Consider the following 17297-nt stretch of genomic DNA (forward strand, 5'->3'; position numbering starts at 1 on the left):
CATTCATGTACAACCACTATTTCCAGCTCACGCACTCGCCATTTTCGATCGCCCCCGATCCGCGCTACCTGTTCATGAGCGAACGGCACCGCGAAGCGCTGGCGCACCTGCTGTACGGGATCGGCAGCGGCGGCGGCTTCGTGCTGCTCACCGGCGAGATCGGCGCCGGCAAGACCACGGTCTGCCGCTGCTTCATCGAGCAGGTGCCCGCGAACTGCCGCCTGGCCTACATCTTCAATCCGCGCCTGACGGCGCAGGAGCTGCTGCAGACTGTGTGCGACGAGCTGCATATCGAGGTGGCGCCGGCCGCCGCTGGCGCGGGCGTGAAGGGGTATGTGGATGCGATCAACCGCTACCTGCTGGCGTCGCACGCGCAGGGCCTGAACAACGTGCTGGTGATCGACGAGGCGCAGAACCTGTCGAGCGACGTGCTCGAGCAACTGCGCCTGCTGACCAACCTCGAAACCAGCGAGCGCAAGCTGCTGCAGATCATCCTGATCGGCCAGCCCGAACTGCGCACGATGCTCGCGCGTCCCGAACTTGAACAACTGGCCCAGCGCGTGATCGCACGCTACCACCTGGGGCCACTGGGCGAAGCCGAGACGGGCGCGTATATCGCGCACCGGCTGGCCGTGGCCGGCGCGGTCGGCGTGCCATTCCCGCCCGCCCTGACGCCGCTGGTGCACCGCCTGGCGCATGGCGTGCCGCGCCGGATCAACCTGCTGTGCGACCGCGCGCTGCTGGGCGCCTACGTGGAAAACAGTCCGCAGGTCACGCGCGCCATTTTGCGCCGGGCGGCCGCCGAAGTCTTTGCCGACGATCCGGCCGTGCGCCGTGCACCGCGGCGCTGGCCGCTGCTGGCCGGCGGCGCGCTGGCCTGCGTGGCGCTGGGCGCGGCGGCGTGGCAGATGCTGCCGCAGCACGCGGCGCGGCCGGCGGCGGCCAGCGTTGCGGCGGTCAAGCCGGCGCCGGTTGCGTCGGCAGCATCGAACACACCCAAGCCTGTCGCCAGCCCCACCGCTGCACCAGGCGCGCCGTTGCCGACGCTCGAGAACGAGACCGCGGCGCTGGAGACCCTGGCGGCGCTGTGGGGACCGTCATTTGCCAACCTGGCCGGCGCCGATCCAAAGGCCATGTGCGAGGCCGCGCTGCGCGCCAACCTGCGCTGCCATGCGGGGCGGGGCGGCGTGTACGAACTGCGCCTGCTCGACCGGCCGGCCGTGGTCACGCTGCACGACGGCCCGCGCACCGGCCATGCGGTGCTGGTCGGGATGGACGAGCGCAGCGTCACGCTGGCGCAGGGCGACCGGCGCGAGCGCATCGACATCGCTGCCTTCGTCGCGCGCTTCGGTGGCGAATTCACCACCTTCTGGCGCATGCCGGCGGCGTTTCGCGATGTCGTCGCCCAGGGCGATCGCGGGCCGGACGTCGACTGGATCGCCCAACGACTTGCAGGTCTGCACAGCGAAACGGCGCCGGCGCTCGATGCGCCGCTCGACGCGCGCACCAAGGAGTGGCTGCGCGCCTTCCAGGCTGCGCAAGACCTGAAGGCCGATGGCGTGGTCGGGCCACGTACTTATATGCGTCTGAACCAGCTGTCGAACGTGGCCGAGCCCCGTTTGCTGGCCGCTGGCGGGACGGGAACCTGATATGTCGTACATCCTCGAAGCACTCAAGAAGGCGCAAGCCGAACGCCAGCTGGGCAACGCCCCGACCATCCACGCACCGGCGCCGTCGTATGCAGCGCCGCGCGCAGGGCAGGGCGCGCAGCGGCGTTACCTGGCGCTTGGCGTGGCCGTCGTCGTGATTGCGGCGGCCGTAGCGCTGCTGTGGCCGCGTCTTGCGGGCGAGGCGCCGGTGCGGCTGGCAGCCGTGACGCCGCCTGCAGCGGTCCCGGCGACTGCGCCCGCGACTGTGCCAGCTACCGCCCCGGTAGCGACGCCTGCACCGCCCGCTGCTGTCATCCCCGCACCCGCCCCGGTTGTTCAGCCTGCACCTGCACCTGCACCTGCACCCGCACCGGTAGCCGAAGCCCGGCCGGTACGTGCAAAGCCCGCACCGGCGCCGGCCGTGTCGACGGCGTCATCATCACCGCAGCCGTCACCGCAGCAGCGCGAGGCCGCACCAGCACCTGCCACCGTGGCTCCGCAACCAGTCGGCGACGACCAGCTGCGCACGCTGCAGCAGTTGCCGGACACCCTCCAGCGTGAAATCCCGAAGGTGGCCTTTGGCGGCTACATCTATTCGCCGACGCCCGGCGAGAGCCTGCTGCTGGTCGACAAGATGCTGCGCCGCGAAGGCGAGGAAGTCGCGCCGGGCCTCGTGCTCGAGCGGCTCACGCCCAAGGCCGCCGTGATGAATTACCGTGGAACCCGCTACCGTGCTGCCTACTGAATCGGATTCGCGCGTTTCCGGGCCCGTGCTGGCGGTGGTCGGCTGGTCGGGCAGCGGCAAGACGACGCTGCTCGAGCATCTCGTCGCCGGCCTGTCCGGCGCCGGCCTGCGCGTCAATATCGTCAAGCACAGCCACCACGATATCGAGCTCGAGCCGCCGCGCAAGGATAGTGCGCGCCTGCGCCTGGCCGGGGCAGCCGAGGTGATGATCGCCTCGCCGTACCGGATCGCCATCATGCGTGAGCTGCGCACCGCCCCCGAACCGCCGCTGGCCGAGCTGCTGGCGCGCCTGTCGCCGGCCGACCTGACGCTGGTGGAGGGCTACAAGTGGGAGTCGCTGCCGAAGCTGGAAGTGCATCGCCCGGCGCTGGACAAGCCGGCTTTGTACGCCGACGATGCGACGATCGTGGCGGTGGTCTCGGACGTGGCCCGTCCCGCGACGCTGCGCACCGGCGTGGCCTGGCTCGACCTGAACGACATTGGCGCAGTGCTGGCGTGGGTGAATAAATGGTCGGGCACCAACCCTCAAGTTCTGGTTGGCGGCGTCGTTAAAGACTGACGAGTCTTATTCTGGAGGAATATATGGACGTCACGAATATTGCCAAGCTGTCGACCAGCATGGCAGAAACCGGTATCCGTCAGGAAGTGGGCATGACGATGCTCAAGCGCGCCATGGACATCGAAGCCGCGTCGGCAGCCCAGATGATCGCCTCGCTCCCGCAGCCGCAGAACCTGCCGGCGCACCTGGGCAACTCGATCAACACGAAGGCGTGAGCAACCCGGCACGATGCCGGGTTTTTTCGTTATAGCTTCGTGTAGAGCTCAGTGAAACGCGCGCAGGATGCGTGATTCGCCAGAGCGGTCCGCGAACTGCTCATTGGCGAGGCGGGTGGCCGCCATCATGCGCTCGAGCTGGGCGTCTTCAAAGCGCGACAGTTCTTCATTCGCCGCTTCCAGCGCCAGCGACAGCTTGGTCCGGGCGTTCTGGTACAACTCGCTCGAGTATTGATCCGTGTTCTTGAGCAGTTCTTCAGCGTTCTCGATCACGAGACGCAGGTCACCGATCAGTTGCTCTTGCGACTGCGCGCGGGTTTCAGGGGTTTCCATCGCTTTCACCTATAAGCCGTTGATTAACGTCTTAAAATATAAACAAGGAAGCCCTGTTCTGTTTGTTAGGCCGCAAACATAAGAAGCTGTCTTTCTGTCTATTTGTTAGCGAACCGTGATTTCGACGTCGCCCAGCGTGACGACCTGGCCGGTGCGGATCTTGGCCGTCTTGCGCAGTTCCTGCTTGCCGTCGACCTTTACCACGCCGCTGGCGACCAGGTTCTTGCCGGCGCCGCCGCTGTCGACCAGGCCGGCCAGCTTGAGCAGCTGGTTGACTTCGACAAATTCCGATGTCAACTCGAATTCGATTTTTTGCATGTTTTCCTCGGGTGTAAAAAGGGCGGCCTGATGGTCACAAGGCCGCCCGGATACTGGGTGTTTATTCGACCGGATCGGGCCGCGTCATATCGATCGGCACGATCCACTGGTCAAACTGCTGATCGTCGACAAAACCGCTTTGCAGGGCCGCCTGGCGCAGGGTCAGGCCTTCCTTCGATGCGGTCTTGGCAATCTGCGCGGCGCGATCATACCCGATGTGCGGGGCCAGTGCCGTCACCAGCATCAGCGATTTTTCCATCAGTTCGCCGATCCGGACCAGGTTCGGCTCGATGCCCTGGGCGCAGTGCGTGTCGAACGAGCGCATGCCGTCGGCCAGCAGGCGCGCACTTTGCAGGAAGTTGTGGGCGATCATCGGCTTGAATACATTGAGCTCGAAGTTGCCCTGCGAGCCGCCGACGGTGATCGCGACATCGTTGCCGAACACCTGGCAGCAGAGCATCGTCAATGCTTCGCACTGGGTCGGATTGACCTTGCCCGGCATGATCGAGCTGCCCGGTTCATTTTCGGGGATGGTGATTTCACCCAGGCCCGAGCGCGGGCCGGACGCCATCCAGCGGATGTCGTTGGCGATTTTCATCAGCGCCGTCGCCAGCAGCTTGAACGCGCCATGGGCTGAAACCATCGCGTCATGCCCGGCCAGTGCCATGAACTTGTTCGGCGCCGTCTTGAACGACAGTCCGGTGCGCGAACCGAGTTCGGCGGCGATGCGCGGTGCGAAATCGGGATGGGCATTCAGGCCCGTGCCCACGGCGGTGCCGCCGGCCGCCAGTTGCAGCAGGCCGGGGAGGGTGGACCTGAGCGCGCTTTCGGCAAATTCGAGCTGGGCCACGTAACCGGAGAATTCCTGGCCGAGCGTCAGCGGCGTCGCATCCTGCAAGTGGGTACGCCCAATCTTGACGATCGGCTCGAAGTCGCGCGACTTGCGCAGCAGCGTGCCGCGCAATTGCGCCAGTGCGGGCAACACCTCCTTGGCCAGTGCCCAGGCAGCAGCCACGTGCATTGCGGTGGGGAAGATGTCGTTGGACGACTGGCCCATATTGACGTGGTCGTTCGGGTGCAGCAGGCGCGCTTCGCCGCGCTCGCCGCCAAGCAGCTCGGAGCCGCGGTTGGCCAGCACCTCGTTCATGTTCATATTGCTTTGCGTGCCTGAGCCGGTCTGCCACACGGCCAGCGGGAATTCGCCCGGATGGCGCCCGTCGAGCACCTCGTCGGCCGCGCGGATGATGGCGTCGGCCTTGTCGGCTGGCAGCTTGCCCAACGAGCGGTTGACGGCGGCCGCGGCGCGCTTGACCTGGGCGAGGGCGGCGACCAGTTCGGGCGCCATGCGTTCGGTCGAGATGTGGAAGTGGTGCAGCGAGCGCTGGGTCTGCGCACCCCACAAATTGTCTTGTGGCACCTCGATGGGGCCAAAGCTGTCTTTCTCAATCCTGTTTTCCATGGACATGTCCTGATATGCAAGAGGCTGGGATTAAAGAGTTTATCCCAATGTCCGTTAATGACGCTTGGGCTTCACTTTTGTAAGTTGCTATGGCCAGCCGCCTCCCTGTATTCATCACGTGTGCTTTGCTCTCCTGCGGCGTCGGCGCAGCCGAGCTGGGCGAACCGCGCATCAGTTCGTATATCGGCCAGCCGCTGGTGCTGGAACTCGAGCTGACTGCGCTGGCGTCGCCCGCGACCCCGGTCCAGGCACGTCTGGCGCATCCGGACGTGTACCGGGGCGCGAACATTGGCATGCCGGCCGTGCTGTCGACGCTGGGCATGCGTGTGAGCCAGCGCGATGGCCGTCAGTTCCTGCGCGTGACGTCGTCGGCGCCCGTCGAATCAAGCCGCCTGCATTTGTATCTTGACCTGGTCGATGGCGGCACGCGCGATGTGCGTCTCGTGACGCTCTTCATGGCGCCGAATCCGAATCCGCCGGCGCCAGCGGTTCCATTACCGGTCCCGGCGCCCGTGCCCGTGCCCGTGCCTGTACCCACGAAGGCGCCGGCGCCGGTCGTGACGGACCTTTCTGCCGCGCCTGTTGCGGCGCCCAAGCCGATGGCGGTCAAGCCAAGGCCGCCGAAACCGCTGAAGCCGCCGAAGCCGCTACATCCCGCCACGCCGGCGACGCCGGTCGTCGCCGAGAAAGTGGCGCCGGCGCCCGAACCGGCTGCAGCCACGCACGCATCGACGCCATTGTCCAAGCCGCTGCCTGTGCCTGTTGCCTTGCCTGCACCTGCATCTGCTGCAACTTGCGCGCCATCTTCCTCCGTCGACAGTGCAACCGTGTGCGCCGCGCTCGATGTCAAGAATGCCCAGCTGCGCGAGCAGATCGGCACGCTGGAAGACAAGGTGCGGGTACTGCAGGTGGCGCTGGGCGCCAGTCCGTCCGCCGTCGTCCAGGATAAGGTCGCGCCGCGGGGTGCGCCACGGCCATCCCGCAAGCGGCCTGCGCCGGAACCGGAAGCATCCACGCCGTGGGGCTGGATCGCCGGGGCAGTAGTCGCCGTGCTGGGTCTGGTGGGTGGCGCGCTGTTCCTCCTTCGCCGCCGCAAGCGGGCAGCGCCGATGATCCAGCCCATGCCGCGCGCTTCGCTGATGGCCCGTCTGCGGCAGCGTTTCGCGCGCAAAACGAAGGCGCCGGCGCCGGTCGAACCACAGCTGGACGAGCCGCACAATGAAATGTCTACACAACTTTGATTTTGCGCTATAATGGTCCGGTGATCGACAAGGTCACAGACAGCACAGGGTCTGGCGCAGTCACCAACGATAGGTGGCGCGACAAGCAGACGACCGTTGAGGAAACGCCTGTGTCTGGAAGCAGTTCGCTTGCCTACAGTGGCAACGGACGCCGGCAGCAACCGGCACGAGGCGACGCCAGCAGATAGCTGGGGTTCGTCCTCTCACCGAATTCGCCGCCCAGGCTTCCAGCCTGGTGGCCACCAAAGCGCCTGCCGGGCGCTTTTTTGTTGCCTGCGCCATAAAAAAGCACTCGAAGGTGCCTTGATCGATGATCCGGGGGGAGGGTCAGTGTGCGTGCTGGGCGCGACCAAGTTGTTCGTCCCATGGATCGGTCACGTCGCGAATGGCGCGGTCGTTGGCCATCAATTGTTTCAACAGGTCGACCTTGCTGAGGCGCTTGGCGCCTGTCAGTGCCGGCATGCCAGCTACTGCCGGGGCTGCCTGAGCCCGGGCTTCCATATTCAGTTGCGCAAACTCGTTCCAGTCGCCGGCCTTGGCGGCGTGCGTCATCTGGCCCGTCAGGCCAGCCAGGTTTTCGTAAATCGCAAGGACATCGTCTGCGTTCATAAGTTTACCAAAGCATGTATTCTCAGGCCGGATTCCCGGTTGTCTGAATCATTTACGGCGGAGCTTATGGAAACTTTAGGGTAATCCAGAAAATATTTTCGAATTACTTTGCGCAGAAGCGCGTCGCGCAAGCGGGCGCGCGACTGGCATACTATGCGCATGAACCATGATGACATCACCCGCAGTACTCTTCAACACTACAACGAGCATGCCGAGGATTTCTTTGCCGGTACGATTGACCATGACGTAAGTCAAAACATTGCCGCCTTGCTCGGCGCAATCACAACGCCAGCGCCGCACACGATCCTCGATCTGGGCTGCGGGCCGGGGCGCGACCTGAAAACCTTCAGCGGCCTCGGCCATCGCGCCATTGGCGTGGACGGCAGCGAACGCTTCGTTGCCATGGCCCGGGAATACAGTGGTTGCGAGGTATGGCAGCAAGATTTTTTACACCTGGATTTGCCGCCCGCGCTGTTCGATGGCATTTTTGCCAATGCAGTGCTGTTCCACGTTCCCAGCGCGGCGTTGCCGCACACGCTCGATCAATTGTTCGGCACGCTCAAGCCGGGCGGGGTGCTGTTCACGTCGAACCCTCGGGGCGACAACCAGGAAGGCTGGAACGGCGATCGTTACGGCACCTACCATGACTACAATAGCTGGGAGCGCTTCATGCTCGCGGCTGGCTTTGTAGCGCTGCACCACTATTACCGGCCGCCCGGTTTGCCGCGCGAACAACAACCCTGGCTGGCGAGTGTCTGGCGCAAGCCCGTTTGTTAAGCGCCGTACAGAACTGACCAGAAGTTACTCCTAGTGTGAAGTCTCATCCACGTCACGGGCAAGGAGATTGCAATGAACAAGGATCAAGTCAAGGGCAAGACCAAGGAAGTCGCCGGTAAAGTGCAGCAGAAAGTCGGCGAAGCCGTTGGCAGCCGCCAGCAGCAGAGCGAGGGCCTGTCGAACCAGGCAGAAGGCAAGGCGCAGAAGAAGGTAGGCGACGTCAAGGATATTGCAAAAGGCAATCGCTGATTGTCTTTGACAACTCATTTCGGCAAGCAAAACAAAGCCGCGTACGCGCGGCTTTGTTGTTGAAGGGTCTTGTGTTGCCGAGACCCCCTTCCGTACTGGCTAACTGACCCCTTTCGCGGGTCTGTCCCCCAATATATCCTCGACATACAGCATCTTCACCAGCACGGACAGCACGGCTGCCAGTGGCGTGGCCAGCGCAACGCCGGCAAAGCCGAACAGCGTGCCGAAGATCAGTTGCATCACAATCACGAGTGCGGGCGGCAACTCGATGGCTTTCGCCTCGATCATCGGCTGCAAGACATAACCTTCGAGCATATTGATCGCTGCAAACAGGAGCAGCGCGTACAGCGCCAGGTCAGGGCTGATCGACAGCGCCAGCAACACGGCCGGGATGCCCGCCATGATCGGACCCAGGTAGGGGATGAAGTCGAGCAGGCCCGCGATCACGCCCAGGATCAGCGCGAGAGGCACGCCGAGCAGGCTCAGGCCGATCGCCGTGGTCACGCCGACGATCAGCATCGACACGGCCTTGCCTAACAGCCAGCTCGACAGGTTGTCGCCCATCTCCTGCATGACTTCACGTGCGCGGCCCCGCTTCTGTTGCGGTACGAGACGGATGAAACCGCCCGTATAGACGCCGGGGGAGGCGGCAAAATAAATCCCCACGAAAATGATGATGACAATATTGCCCAGTGCACCGATGACGCCACTGAAGAACAGGCCGGCATTTGGCACGAGCGAACCCATCTGCTTGACGATGTCTTCCGGTGGCGGCAGCTCGGCCACGAGGCGCTTGAGCAGAGGATGTTGTGCGACTTCAGCCTGCAGGCGCTCGACGGCTGCGGGGATTTCCTTGGCCAGCTGACCCGACTGCTCGGAAATCTGCGGCGCCATCGCCCAGCCGCCCAGGCCAAAGATGGCAGTGAGCAGCAGCACGACGATAACCAGGGAGATATTGCGCTTGATGCCCGTGCGCTGATGCAGCAATGCGCTCAGTTTGTAGAGCAGGATCGAAAACAGGATGCAGGCAAAGATCAGCAGCAAGGCGTCGGCAGCGAGAACGACCGCTGCCAGGCCAAGGATGAACAGGACCCCGATACCGTTGACGAGCGTAACGCGGCGCGCGAGCTTGCGCTGGGTAAGGGGAGCCTCGGGCGCCGTGGCGTTGGGGGATGGCGGTGTGTGGGGATTCATGATGGTGTTCGATCGCGCATTAAAGTGTTAGTAGAACTGGTGTAGTTAAAACCGCTTTACTACAACTGGTGTAGTTACAGCTGATGTTGGTAAAACGATAGCATTCTTAACGGCAAGATGGCGCATCGTTCGATCGCTGTACTAAGTGCGTGCGCTAACAGAAGAGCTGGAAAGATTCCGTTAATCTGTACTCATCGCATCGCCAACCGGCCATGCCAACCAAAGGAGATCACCATGAACAAAGACCAAGTCGAAGGCAAACTGAAAGAAGTTGGCGGCAAAATCCAAGAAGGCGCCGGCAAACTGGTGGACAGCAAGGAACAGCAGGCCAAAGGCCTGGCAAACCAGGTTGAAGGCAAGGTTCAGAACGCAGCTGGCGACGTGCGTGAAGCAGCCGAAGACGCAGTCGACGACGCAAACCGTCCACGTCCACGTCCATAATACGGACTCCCTCTCCAGCCGCGCATCGCGGCTGGTGAACGGGAAAAGAAAAAGCCGCATCGTTTCCGATGCGGCTTTTTTACGTCTGGCGCAACAGCCTTATTTTGCCGGCGTCTCCGCCAGGTGGCGCTTGAAGTACGATTCGATCAAGCCATACACGTGACGCTGGTTGGTGCGCCCGGAAATGCCATGCTTGGCGCCCGGATACGTCATCAGGTCGAACTGCACATTGCGCTTGACCAGTTCATCGATCAAGAGCGTGGTGTTCGAGAACAGCACATTGTCATCGGCCATGCCGTGCACCAGCAACAGCGGCGACTTCATGCCATCCAGGTGCGCAAACACGCCGCTGCGCTTGTACGCTTCCGGATCGCCCTTCGGCGTCGCGCCGACGAACTGTTCGGTGTAATGGGTGTCGTACAGCGACCAGTCGGTCACCGGTGCTACCGACACGCCCATCGCGATCTTGTCCGATGCGGCTGACAGCAAACGCAGCGTCATGAAACCGCCATAGCTCCAGCCGAACACGCCAATGCGTTTCGGATCGACAAAGCTCTGCCTGGCCAGCCAGTCGATACCGGTCACCTGGTCTTCGACTTCGTGCTTGCCCAGATTGTTGTACAGCACGTCGGTGAAGGCGCGCTCGCGGCGTCCCGAGCCGCGGTTATCGAGGCGGAACACCACGAAACCCTGCTGCGCCATGTACTGGTCAAAATAATTGCCCCAGGCGCGGGTCACGCGCTGCGAGTGCGGGCCGCCGTAGGTGAACAGGAACACCGGATAACGCTTGGTCGCGTCGAAATTGGCCGGCTTGATGATCGAATAGTGCAGCGTCTGGCCATCGTTGGCCTTCATCGTGCCGTATTCGGTGGCCAGGTGGTCGGCCAGGTGGCGCGTGTACGGGTGGTTGGCGTTGAGCTCGTTCTTTTCGATCCACTCGACCATCGCGCCATCGGCGCGGCGGATCGACACCTGCGGCGGGGTGCGCGGATTTGAATAGGTGTCGACAAACAATTTGCCATTACCGGCAAACGCCGCATCGTGCCAGCCATCGCCCTGCGTGATGCGGGCCGGTTTGTCGGCGCTGCTGCCGTCCAGGGCCAGCGCATAGGTCTGCTTGTCGATCACGGCGTCGCGGTTCGACGACACATACACCTTGCCGGCGCCTTCATCGACCGCCAGCACATCGTCCACGCCCCACGTACCGCGCGAGATCGGATGCAGCAGCTTGCCGTCCAGGTCGTACAGGTACAGGTGGTTGTAGCCGCTGCGCTCCGAGGCCCAGATGAAGGCCTTGCGGTTTTTCAGGAAGCGCAGGTCGTTGTGGATGCTGACCCAGGTCTTGGAGTTTTCCGAAAACAATGGCCGCTGCGCCAGCGACCCGACATCGACGGCCACCAGGTCCAGGCGCTTCTGGTCGCGCGTCTGGCGCTGGTACACGAGCGTTTTGGCGTCGGCGCTGAAATCAGCGCGCACCAGGTAGATGTCCTTGTCCGCGCCCAGGTCGACCTTGCGCTGCACGCCGGTGGCCGGGTCGACCAGCATCAGGTCGATCAGCACGTTCGGATCGCCCGCAGCCGGGTAGTGCTGGTCGATCACCTCGGTGCGATCGGCGAAGATCTCGAAACGGCGCACGACCGGCACCGGCGCTTCATCGTAGCGGCGGTAAGCAATGGCCGAATCGTCCGGCGCCCAGTAGTAGCCGGTGGTCTGGCTCATTTCTTCCTGCGCAATGAACTCGGCCGCGCCGTTGTGCACGGTGCCCTTGCCATCGGTGGTCAGCTGGCGCTCGGCGCCGCTTTTCAGGTCGATCACGACCAGGTTCTGGTCGCGCACGAACGAGACATAGCGGCCGCGCGGCGAGATTTTCGGATCGGTCACGCTGCCCGAGGCGACCTTGCGTGCGTTCTCTGGTTTGGCGGCATCGACGAGGTACAGGTCGCCACCGATTGGCACCAGCAATTGCTTGCCATCCGGCGACCAGAAATAATTCAGGATGCCCGACAGGCCGGCGGTGCGGGCGCGCTCGCGGCGTGCTTTTTCTTCGAGCGACAAAGCCTCGTTCGGCACCAGTTGCTTGGAATCCACCAGACGCTGCGTGGCCTTGCTCTTGGTATTGTATTCCCACAGGTCGAGACGGTACTGGTCGTCGGCGCGCGGGCGCAGGAAGGTCACGCGTTCACCGTCGGGCGACACGCGCAGATTGCGCACGCTGGCGCCGGCCAGCGAAGCGTCGCCATAAATACGGTCGAGGGTCAGACGTTCAGCCATGGCAGGAACGGCCGTGAGAGCGGCCAGAAGGACAAGGAGAGGGCGCATAGTTTCTCTGGTGGATGTTTAATTGACAGCAACCGCGAGACGATACCAGAGTCAGCCTGCCAGCGCTGTAATGACATGTCATAAAAACTAGGACACCAACGCTTTCGCCACACCCTCGCGGATACGCTGGCGCGCCAGCTTTTCGAATTGCCAGGTCAGCAGTACCGCCGCGACCGTCAACGCAAACACGAGGCCGATCCAGAAGCCGGTGGCCTCCATCGGCGCCGCGGGCGTCCACGGGAACCATTGCGGCGCCAGCCCCAGCACGCAACCGAGTGGCAGTGACAAACCCCAGAACGAGACCAGCTGGATCACCATCGGCGGGCGCGTTACCTGATAGCCGCGGATGGCCGACGCGGTGGCAACCTGGGTTGCATCCGACAACTGGAACAGCGCCGCGAACAGCAGCAGGTGGGCGGTCACCTGCTGCACGGCCGGATCGGACGTATAGGCGGCCGCGATTTCCCAGCGGAAGATGGCGATGAACAGCGCCGCCAGCGCGCCGAACGTCAGTGACACGCCCACGCCGACCCAGCCGACGAAGCGGGCCCGCACCGGATCGCCTTCGCCCATCGCCTGGCCGACGCGGGTGAGCATGCCAATCGCGAAACTGAGCGGCAGCATGAACACGAGCGACGCAAAATTGAGCGCAATCTGGTGCGCCGAGACTTGCACGACGCCATAGCGCGCCACCAGCAGGCTGATCAGACCAAAGGCGCTGACCTCGGCAAAATACGTCACGCCAATCGGCAGGCCCAGGCGCAGCATGCTGCCGATCGCTGCGGTGTTCGGGCCCTCGAAGCGGTCGAACGGGTAGGTCATGCGGTAGGCGGGCGAGCGCCGCACCCACCACAGCATCACGCCCAGCATCAGCCACATGCCGCTGGCCGTCGCAATCGCGCAGCCGACCGCGCCCAGGCGCGGAAAGCCCAGCTCGCCAAAGACGAGCAGCCAGCTCACCAAGGTGTTGTACAGCAGTCCGAAAATGGCGATCCACATGATCGGCTTGGTCTGGTTGATGCTGGTCGTGTACCCGTACAGCGCGCGGTAGACGCCAAACGCCGGCAAGCCGACGCTGATCACGTGCACGACCAGCGACGCGCGCGCGGCCACATGGGCATCGAGCCCGACATGGTCGAACAGCAGCGTGCACAGGTTGGCAAACAGCATCGCAATGGTGCCGACCAATAAGCCTTTCCACATTGCCTGGCGCACCGAGTGAGGCACTTGGTCGTGCCGCGCGGCGCCCATCTCGTGCGCGACGACGGTATTGATCGCCATCATCGTGCCCATCACGGTGACCAGCACGATCGACCATACCGCCGTGCCAAGCGACACGGCCGCCAGTTCCTCGGCACTGACGTGCCCGGTCATGGCGACATCGACCACGCCCATCCCGACCGTGGCCAGCTGGCCGACCAGCACGGGCCACGACAGGCGCCACAGGGTAAGAATTTCGGTACGGATCGGTGTGGCGGAGGTGGTCATGATGCGGGCTCGACTAAGGGAACCCGGGATTTTACTGACTTATTGTCAAGACCGGTGGAAGCCGCACTGTCCACGCGCCACAACGTGTCGTTTATCCGCGCGCATACATTGCGCTTTCGCAACGGCCATGCGCGCGATCTGACCGACCGTAGCGTCTCAGCCTGAGGGAGAATGCCATGAAAGCGTTGTTGCCTTATTACGAGCGGGAGCTGGTTTACCTGAACACGGTCGGCCGCGAGCTCGCCCACCAGTATCCGAAGCTGGCCGCCGAGCTGGGCCTGGGGCCGGAAGGCAGCGAGGATCCGCACATCCGGCGCCTGATCCAGGCGTGCGCGCTGCTCAATGCGCGCACTGCGAAAAAGCTCGACGACGATTACCCGGAATTCACCGAGGCGCTGCTCGGCAGCCTGTATCCGCATTTCCTGCATGGCATCCCGAGCTGCTCGATCGTGCGCGTCGACGACAGCGACCACCAGGCCAGCCCGGCCACGCTTGGGCACGTGCACGTGGTGCCACGCGGCACCGAGATGACGTCGTTGGCTGCAGGCGGCGCGCCGTGCCGCTTCCGCACGACGGCCGACCTGGCGCTGGCGCCCGTGACGGTGACGCGCGCCTGGTTTTCGCCGGTGGCGCAGGTGCCGCCGCCGCTCCGGCTGCCGGCCCGCGCCAGCGCGCGCATCAGCATCAGTATCGACAGCGCCATACCGTGCCGGCTCTTGCCCAGGCTTGGCCTGGCGCGCCTGCGGCTGCACGTCGACGGCGACGCACTGCTGACGGCTGCGCTGATCGACAGCCTGTGCCTGCACACGCTGGAAACGTGGGTCGAGACGGAAGGGCAGGACCGCTGGCGCCGCCTGGACCGCCCGGCCTTGTCGCTCGGCGGCCTCGAGCCTGACGAAGCACTGGTGCCCGAACCGGCGCACGCTCATCCCGCCTACCGCTTGCTGACCGAATACTTTGCGTTCCCCGACAAGTTTCACTTCCTGGACGTCGATCTGGCGGCGCTGGGGCCGATGTTTCCCGCCAGCGCACGCCGCTTCACGCTGCATGTGTTGCTGACCGGCCTGCAGGCTGAGGCGGGTCCGGCGCGCGTCCTGCGCGCGCTGTCGCACCAGCACTTGCTTGCGGGCTGCGTGCCGGTTGTGAATCTGTTCCGGCAAGCGGCGGCGCCGGTGCGCATCACGCACCGCTCGGCCATGTACGACGTGGTGCCGAGCCGGCACGAAGACGATGTCGAGGTCTATAGCATCGACGCGGTGCAGGTGCTGACGACGCATGGCGGCAAAACGGCTGGCGTGGCCTATCGCCCCTGTTATGGCCTGCGCCATGGCGAAGGCGGCGAAGGCCAGCGCTACTGGTTCAACCGCCACGACGACGCAGGCGACCGCCGGCACCGCATGAAGATCGCGTTCAGCGACGACGACACGGCACTGGCCGGGCTCGAGCCAGCGATCGCGTCGATCGACCTGACCTGCAGCAACGGCCCGGCGGCCTGCGCGGTGGGCGTCGGCGCGCCGGGCGGCGACCTGGCCAGCGAAACGGCGACGGGCGGCGTGCCCATCCGCCTGTTGCGCAAGCCATCGGCGCCGCTGCACTTTGGCAACCGCGATGGCACCGGCTGGCGCCTCGTGGCCCAGCTGGCGCTGAACCACCGTTCGCTGGCCCAGCTCGACACCTTCCGCGACACGCTGGCGGTGTACGACCTGGCGCGCTCGGGCAGTTCGCAGCGCCAGATCGCCGGCCTGTCCGCGCTGACCACGCTGCCGGCCACGGCATGGCTGCGCAACCGGCATGGCGCCACGCTCGTGCACGGCACCGAAATACGGCTGACGCTGGACGAAGAAGCGTTCGCCGGCAGCAGCCTGTTCGTCTTTGCACAGGTGGTCAGCCGTTTTCTTGGGCTGTATGTTCACCTGAACAGTTTCACGCGACTGGTATTGATCTCTGGCCAGAGCGGCAAGGAACTGCTGCGCTGTGAGCCACGCAGCGGCAGCCTGACGCTGGTGTAGTCAGTGATTGCCGACCTGCTGGCGCACCCGCAGCGCTACGAATTTTTCCAGGCGGTGCGCCTGCTGCTGCGCTGGCTGGGCCGGCAGGGCATCGGCCCCGAGCAGGCGCTCGGCGGCGTCATCCGCTTTCGCAATAGCGTCGGACTGAACTTTCCACCCAGCGAGATCGAGGCCATCGAGCCTGGCGCCGGGGACATGCCTGCAATCACGATTACACCCGCGATGATGGGGTTGCTCGGCGTGATGGGCGCCTTGCCGCTGCATTACACAGAACGATTCGCCGCGTGGGCGTTGCGCAACCGCGACGATGGGCCGCGTGCCTTTCTCGATCTGTTTTCCAGCCGCCAGGTGGCGCTGTTTTACCGCGCCTGGTGCAAGTACCGGGTGCGGCAACCGCTGGCGGCGGGCGTCGATCGTTTTCGGCCGCTGCTGCTGGCGCTGGCTGGCGTGGCGCCGGGATGTCAGGCCGTGGCTGGTGCCGATGCCATGGCCCGGTTTGCCGCGCCACTGCGCAGCCGCGTGGTCAGCGCCGACCTGATCGCCGGCGTACTCGGCGCCTGCTTTGGCGTGGCAGTGCGTGTCGAGCAATTTACCGGCCGCTGGGATGTGCTCGCACCGGACCAGCGCACGCTGCTGGCCCAGGGCAATTGCGTGCTGGGGGCGGGCGCGACTGCGGGGGCGCGGCTGCTGCGGCCCGAGCTCGGCATCCGCATCCGCCTGGGCCCGGTGAGCGCACCGGAATTCGCGCGTTTTTTGCCGGGGCAGGAGGGCAGCCGCACATTGGCTGCCTTGCTTGCGCGCTTTGCCATCGACGTGCCATATCGCGAACTGCAGGTCGTGCTGCGGCGTGAGGCGGTCCATGGCGTCAAGCTCGGCGGTTCGGCGCGACTGGGGCTGGATGGCTTCCTGTGCACGCGAGGCACGCCACATGATCGCGATGACATGTGCTACCTGCTCGACTGACATGTTTCATTCCTGACGGCATACGCGCGCCACACATGTGACGGGCAGCCTACAATCGATGTCAACGAATTAACAAACCATCGACCAGGAGGCACCATGCAACAAGCAGAAAACATGCAGCCGGCAGATCATCTCGAACCAGCAGCAACCCAGTCACTTGACGGCCGCCGCGTCGCGGTCCTGATGACCGACGGCGTCGAGCAAGTCGAATACACCAAGCCGCGCCAGTTCCTCGAAGCGCAGGGCGTGACGGTCGTGCTGATCTCGCCAAAGAAAGTGGGCGAACAGATCCAGGGCTTCAATCACCTCGAACCAGGCGACAAGTATGCGGTCGAACTGAACGTGGAAGACGCCAACGCAGACGACTACGATCTGCTCCTGCTGCCGGGCGGGGTGGCCAATCCCGACAATCTGCGCTCGAGCCCTGAATCGATCGCCTTCATCAAGGCGTTTGGCGATGGCGACAAGCCGATTGCCGCGATCTGTCATGGCCCGTGGCCGCTGATCGACGCCGGCATCGCCGAGTCGAAGCACATGACCAGCTGGCCGACGCTGCAGATCGATCTGGTCAATGCCGGCGCCGAATGGACCGATGACGAAGTGGTCGTCGACGGCAAACTGATCACGAGTCGCAAGCCGGACGATATTCCCGCGTTCAACGAAGCCATCATGAAGCAATTGATGGTGCTGCAAGAGGCCGGTACCGATCCGGGGCCGACCTCGTAATCG

Annotated in this window: 18 protein-coding genes; 11 read left to right on the forward strand and 7 right to left on the reverse strand. The window is 64.2% G+C overall.

Annotated features, from left to right (window positions below; genetic code table 11):
• Positions 1–5: 5 nt before the first annotated feature.
• From AC56LV_RS00565 to AC56LV_RS00580, 4 genes are read left to right on the forward strand one after another with little or no spacing between them, the layout of a single operon-like run.
• On the forward strand, positions 6–1649 hold the full coding sequence (locus tag AC56LV_RS00565) for an AAA family ATPase (protein ID WP_499555204.1): 1644 nt from the start codon (positions 6–8) through the stop codon (positions 1647–1649).
• A gap of 1 nt (position 1650) precedes the next feature.
• Positions 1651–2394 (forward strand): general secretion pathway protein GspB, encoded by a 744-nt coding sequence (locus AC56LV_RS00570; RefSeq protein ID WP_499555206.1) that lies wholly within the window; start codon positions 1651–1653, stop codon positions 2392–2394.
• On the forward strand, positions 2381–2953 hold the full coding sequence (gene mobB, locus AC56LV_RS00575) for a molybdopterin-guanine dinucleotide biosynthesis protein B (RefSeq protein ID WP_499555208.1): 573 nt from the start codon (positions 2381–2383) through the stop codon (positions 2951–2953). The genes AC56LV_RS00570 and mobB overlap by 14 nt, the downstream gene beginning before the upstream one ends.
• A 23-nt stretch (positions 2954–2976) precedes the next feature.
• Positions 2977–3168 carry a YjfB family protein gene (locus tag AC56LV_RS00580; protein WP_499555210.1) on the forward strand — a complete coding sequence of 64 codons (192 nt, stop codon included), beginning with the start codon at positions 2977–2979 and terminating at the stop codon, positions 3166–3168.
• Between the two features lie 48 nt (positions 3169–3216).
• On the opposite strand, the gene AC56LV_RS00585 is transcribed toward AC56LV_RS00580, so the two are convergent.
• From AC56LV_RS00585 to fumC, 3 genes are all read right to left on the reverse strand, one after another.
• A complete protein-coding gene (locus AC56LV_RS00585; RefSeq protein ID WP_499501433.1) occupies positions 3217–3501 on the reverse strand; it encodes a DUF883 family protein in 285 nt (94 codons plus the stop codon).
• A 105-nt stretch (positions 3502–3606) separates the two neighbouring features.
• Positions 3607–3819, reverse strand: a complete 213-nt coding sequence (locus tag AC56LV_RS00590) for an RNA-binding S4 domain-containing protein (RefSeq protein WP_258836198.1) — start codon at positions 3817–3819, stop codon at positions 3607–3609.
• 61 nt (positions 3820–3880) lie between these two features.
• Complete coding sequence (gene fumC, locus AC56LV_RS00595) at positions 3881–5278, reverse strand: class II fumarate hydratase (RefSeq protein ID WP_499555212.1); 1398 nt, start codon at positions 5276–5278, stop codon at positions 3881–3883.
• Positions 5279–5367: 89 nt separating this feature from the next.
• On the opposite strand from fumC, the gene AC56LV_RS00600 reads away from it, so the two are divergent.
• On the forward strand, positions 5368–6519 hold the full coding sequence (locus AC56LV_RS00600; RefSeq protein WP_499555214.1) for a FimV/HubP-related protein: 1152 nt from the start codon (positions 5368–5370) through the stop codon (positions 6517–6519).
• Positions 6520–6846: 327 nt separating this feature from the next.
• Here the strand turns inward: AC56LV_RS00600 and AC56LV_RS00605 are convergent, their stop codons facing one another.
• Positions 6847–7128 carry a flagellar protein FliT gene (locus AC56LV_RS00605; protein WP_499555216.1) on the reverse strand — a complete coding sequence of 94 codons (282 nt, stop codon included), beginning with the start codon at positions 7126–7128 and terminating at the stop codon, positions 6847–6849.
• 159 nt (positions 7129–7287) lie between these two features.
• On the opposite strand from AC56LV_RS00605, the gene AC56LV_RS00610 reads away from it, so the two are divergent.
• Complete coding sequence (locus AC56LV_RS00610) at positions 7288–7905, forward strand: class I SAM-dependent methyltransferase (protein ID WP_499555218.1); 618 nt, start codon at positions 7288–7290, stop codon at positions 7903–7905.
• A gap of 72 nt (positions 7906–7977) precedes the next feature.
• Positions 7978–8154, forward strand: coding sequence for a CsbD family protein (locus AC56LV_RS00615; RefSeq protein WP_258836194.1), 177 nt, complete (start codon positions 7978–7980; stop codon positions 8152–8154).
• A gap of 99 nt (positions 8155–8253) precedes the next feature.
• Here the strand turns inward: AC56LV_RS00615 and AC56LV_RS00620 are convergent, their stop codons facing one another.
• Entirely contained in the window at positions 8254–9348 is a 1095-nt protein-coding gene (locus AC56LV_RS00620) for an AI-2E family transporter (RefSeq protein WP_499555220.1), read from the reverse strand.
• Positions 9349–9582: 234 nt separating this feature from the next.
• On the opposite strand from AC56LV_RS00620, the gene AC56LV_RS00625 reads away from it, so the two are divergent.
• Entirely contained in the window at positions 9583–9789 is a 207-nt protein-coding gene (locus tag AC56LV_RS00625) for a CsbD family protein (RefSeq protein ID WP_499555222.1), read from the forward strand.
• 99 nt (positions 9790–9888) lie between these two features.
• Here the strand turns inward: AC56LV_RS00625 and AC56LV_RS00630 are convergent, their stop codons facing one another.
• The gene (locus AC56LV_RS00630; protein WP_499555224.1) at positions 9889–12108 is read right to left on the reverse strand and encodes a S9 family peptidase; all 2220 of its coding nucleotides are present in this window, start codon (positions 12106–12108) and stop codon (positions 9889–9891) included.
• 87 nt (positions 12109–12195) lie between these two features.
• Positions 12196–13596, reverse strand: coding sequence for an MATE family efflux transporter (locus AC56LV_RS00635; RefSeq protein WP_499555226.1), 1401 nt, complete (start codon positions 13594–13596; stop codon positions 12196–12198).
• A 176-nt stretch (positions 13597–13772) separates the two neighbouring features.
• On the opposite strand from AC56LV_RS00635, the gene tssF reads away from it, so the two are divergent.
• The 3 genes from tssF (at position 13773) to AC56LV_RS00650 (ending at position 17294) form a co-directional block, all read left to right on the forward strand.
• Positions 13773–15605, forward strand: coding sequence for a type VI secretion system baseplate subunit TssF (gene tssF / locus AC56LV_RS00640; RefSeq protein WP_499555227.1), 1833 nt, complete (start codon positions 13773–13775; stop codon positions 15603–15605).
• A gap of 3 nt (positions 15606–15608) precedes the next feature.
• Positions 15609–16568, forward strand: a complete 960-nt coding sequence (gene tssG, locus AC56LV_RS00645; RefSeq protein ID WP_499555229.1) for a type VI secretion system baseplate subunit TssG — start codon at positions 15609–15611, stop codon at positions 16566–16568.
• Between the two features lie 96 nt (positions 16569–16664).
• Positions 16665–17294 (forward strand): type 1 glutamine amidotransferase domain-containing protein, encoded by a 630-nt coding sequence (locus AC56LV_RS00650; RefSeq protein WP_258836187.1) that lies wholly within the window; start codon positions 16665–16667, stop codon positions 17292–17294.
• The last annotated feature ends 3 nt before the right edge of the window (positions 17295–17297 follow it).

It is taken from the genome of Telluria sp. RB2R28 (genome assembly GCF_059685835.1).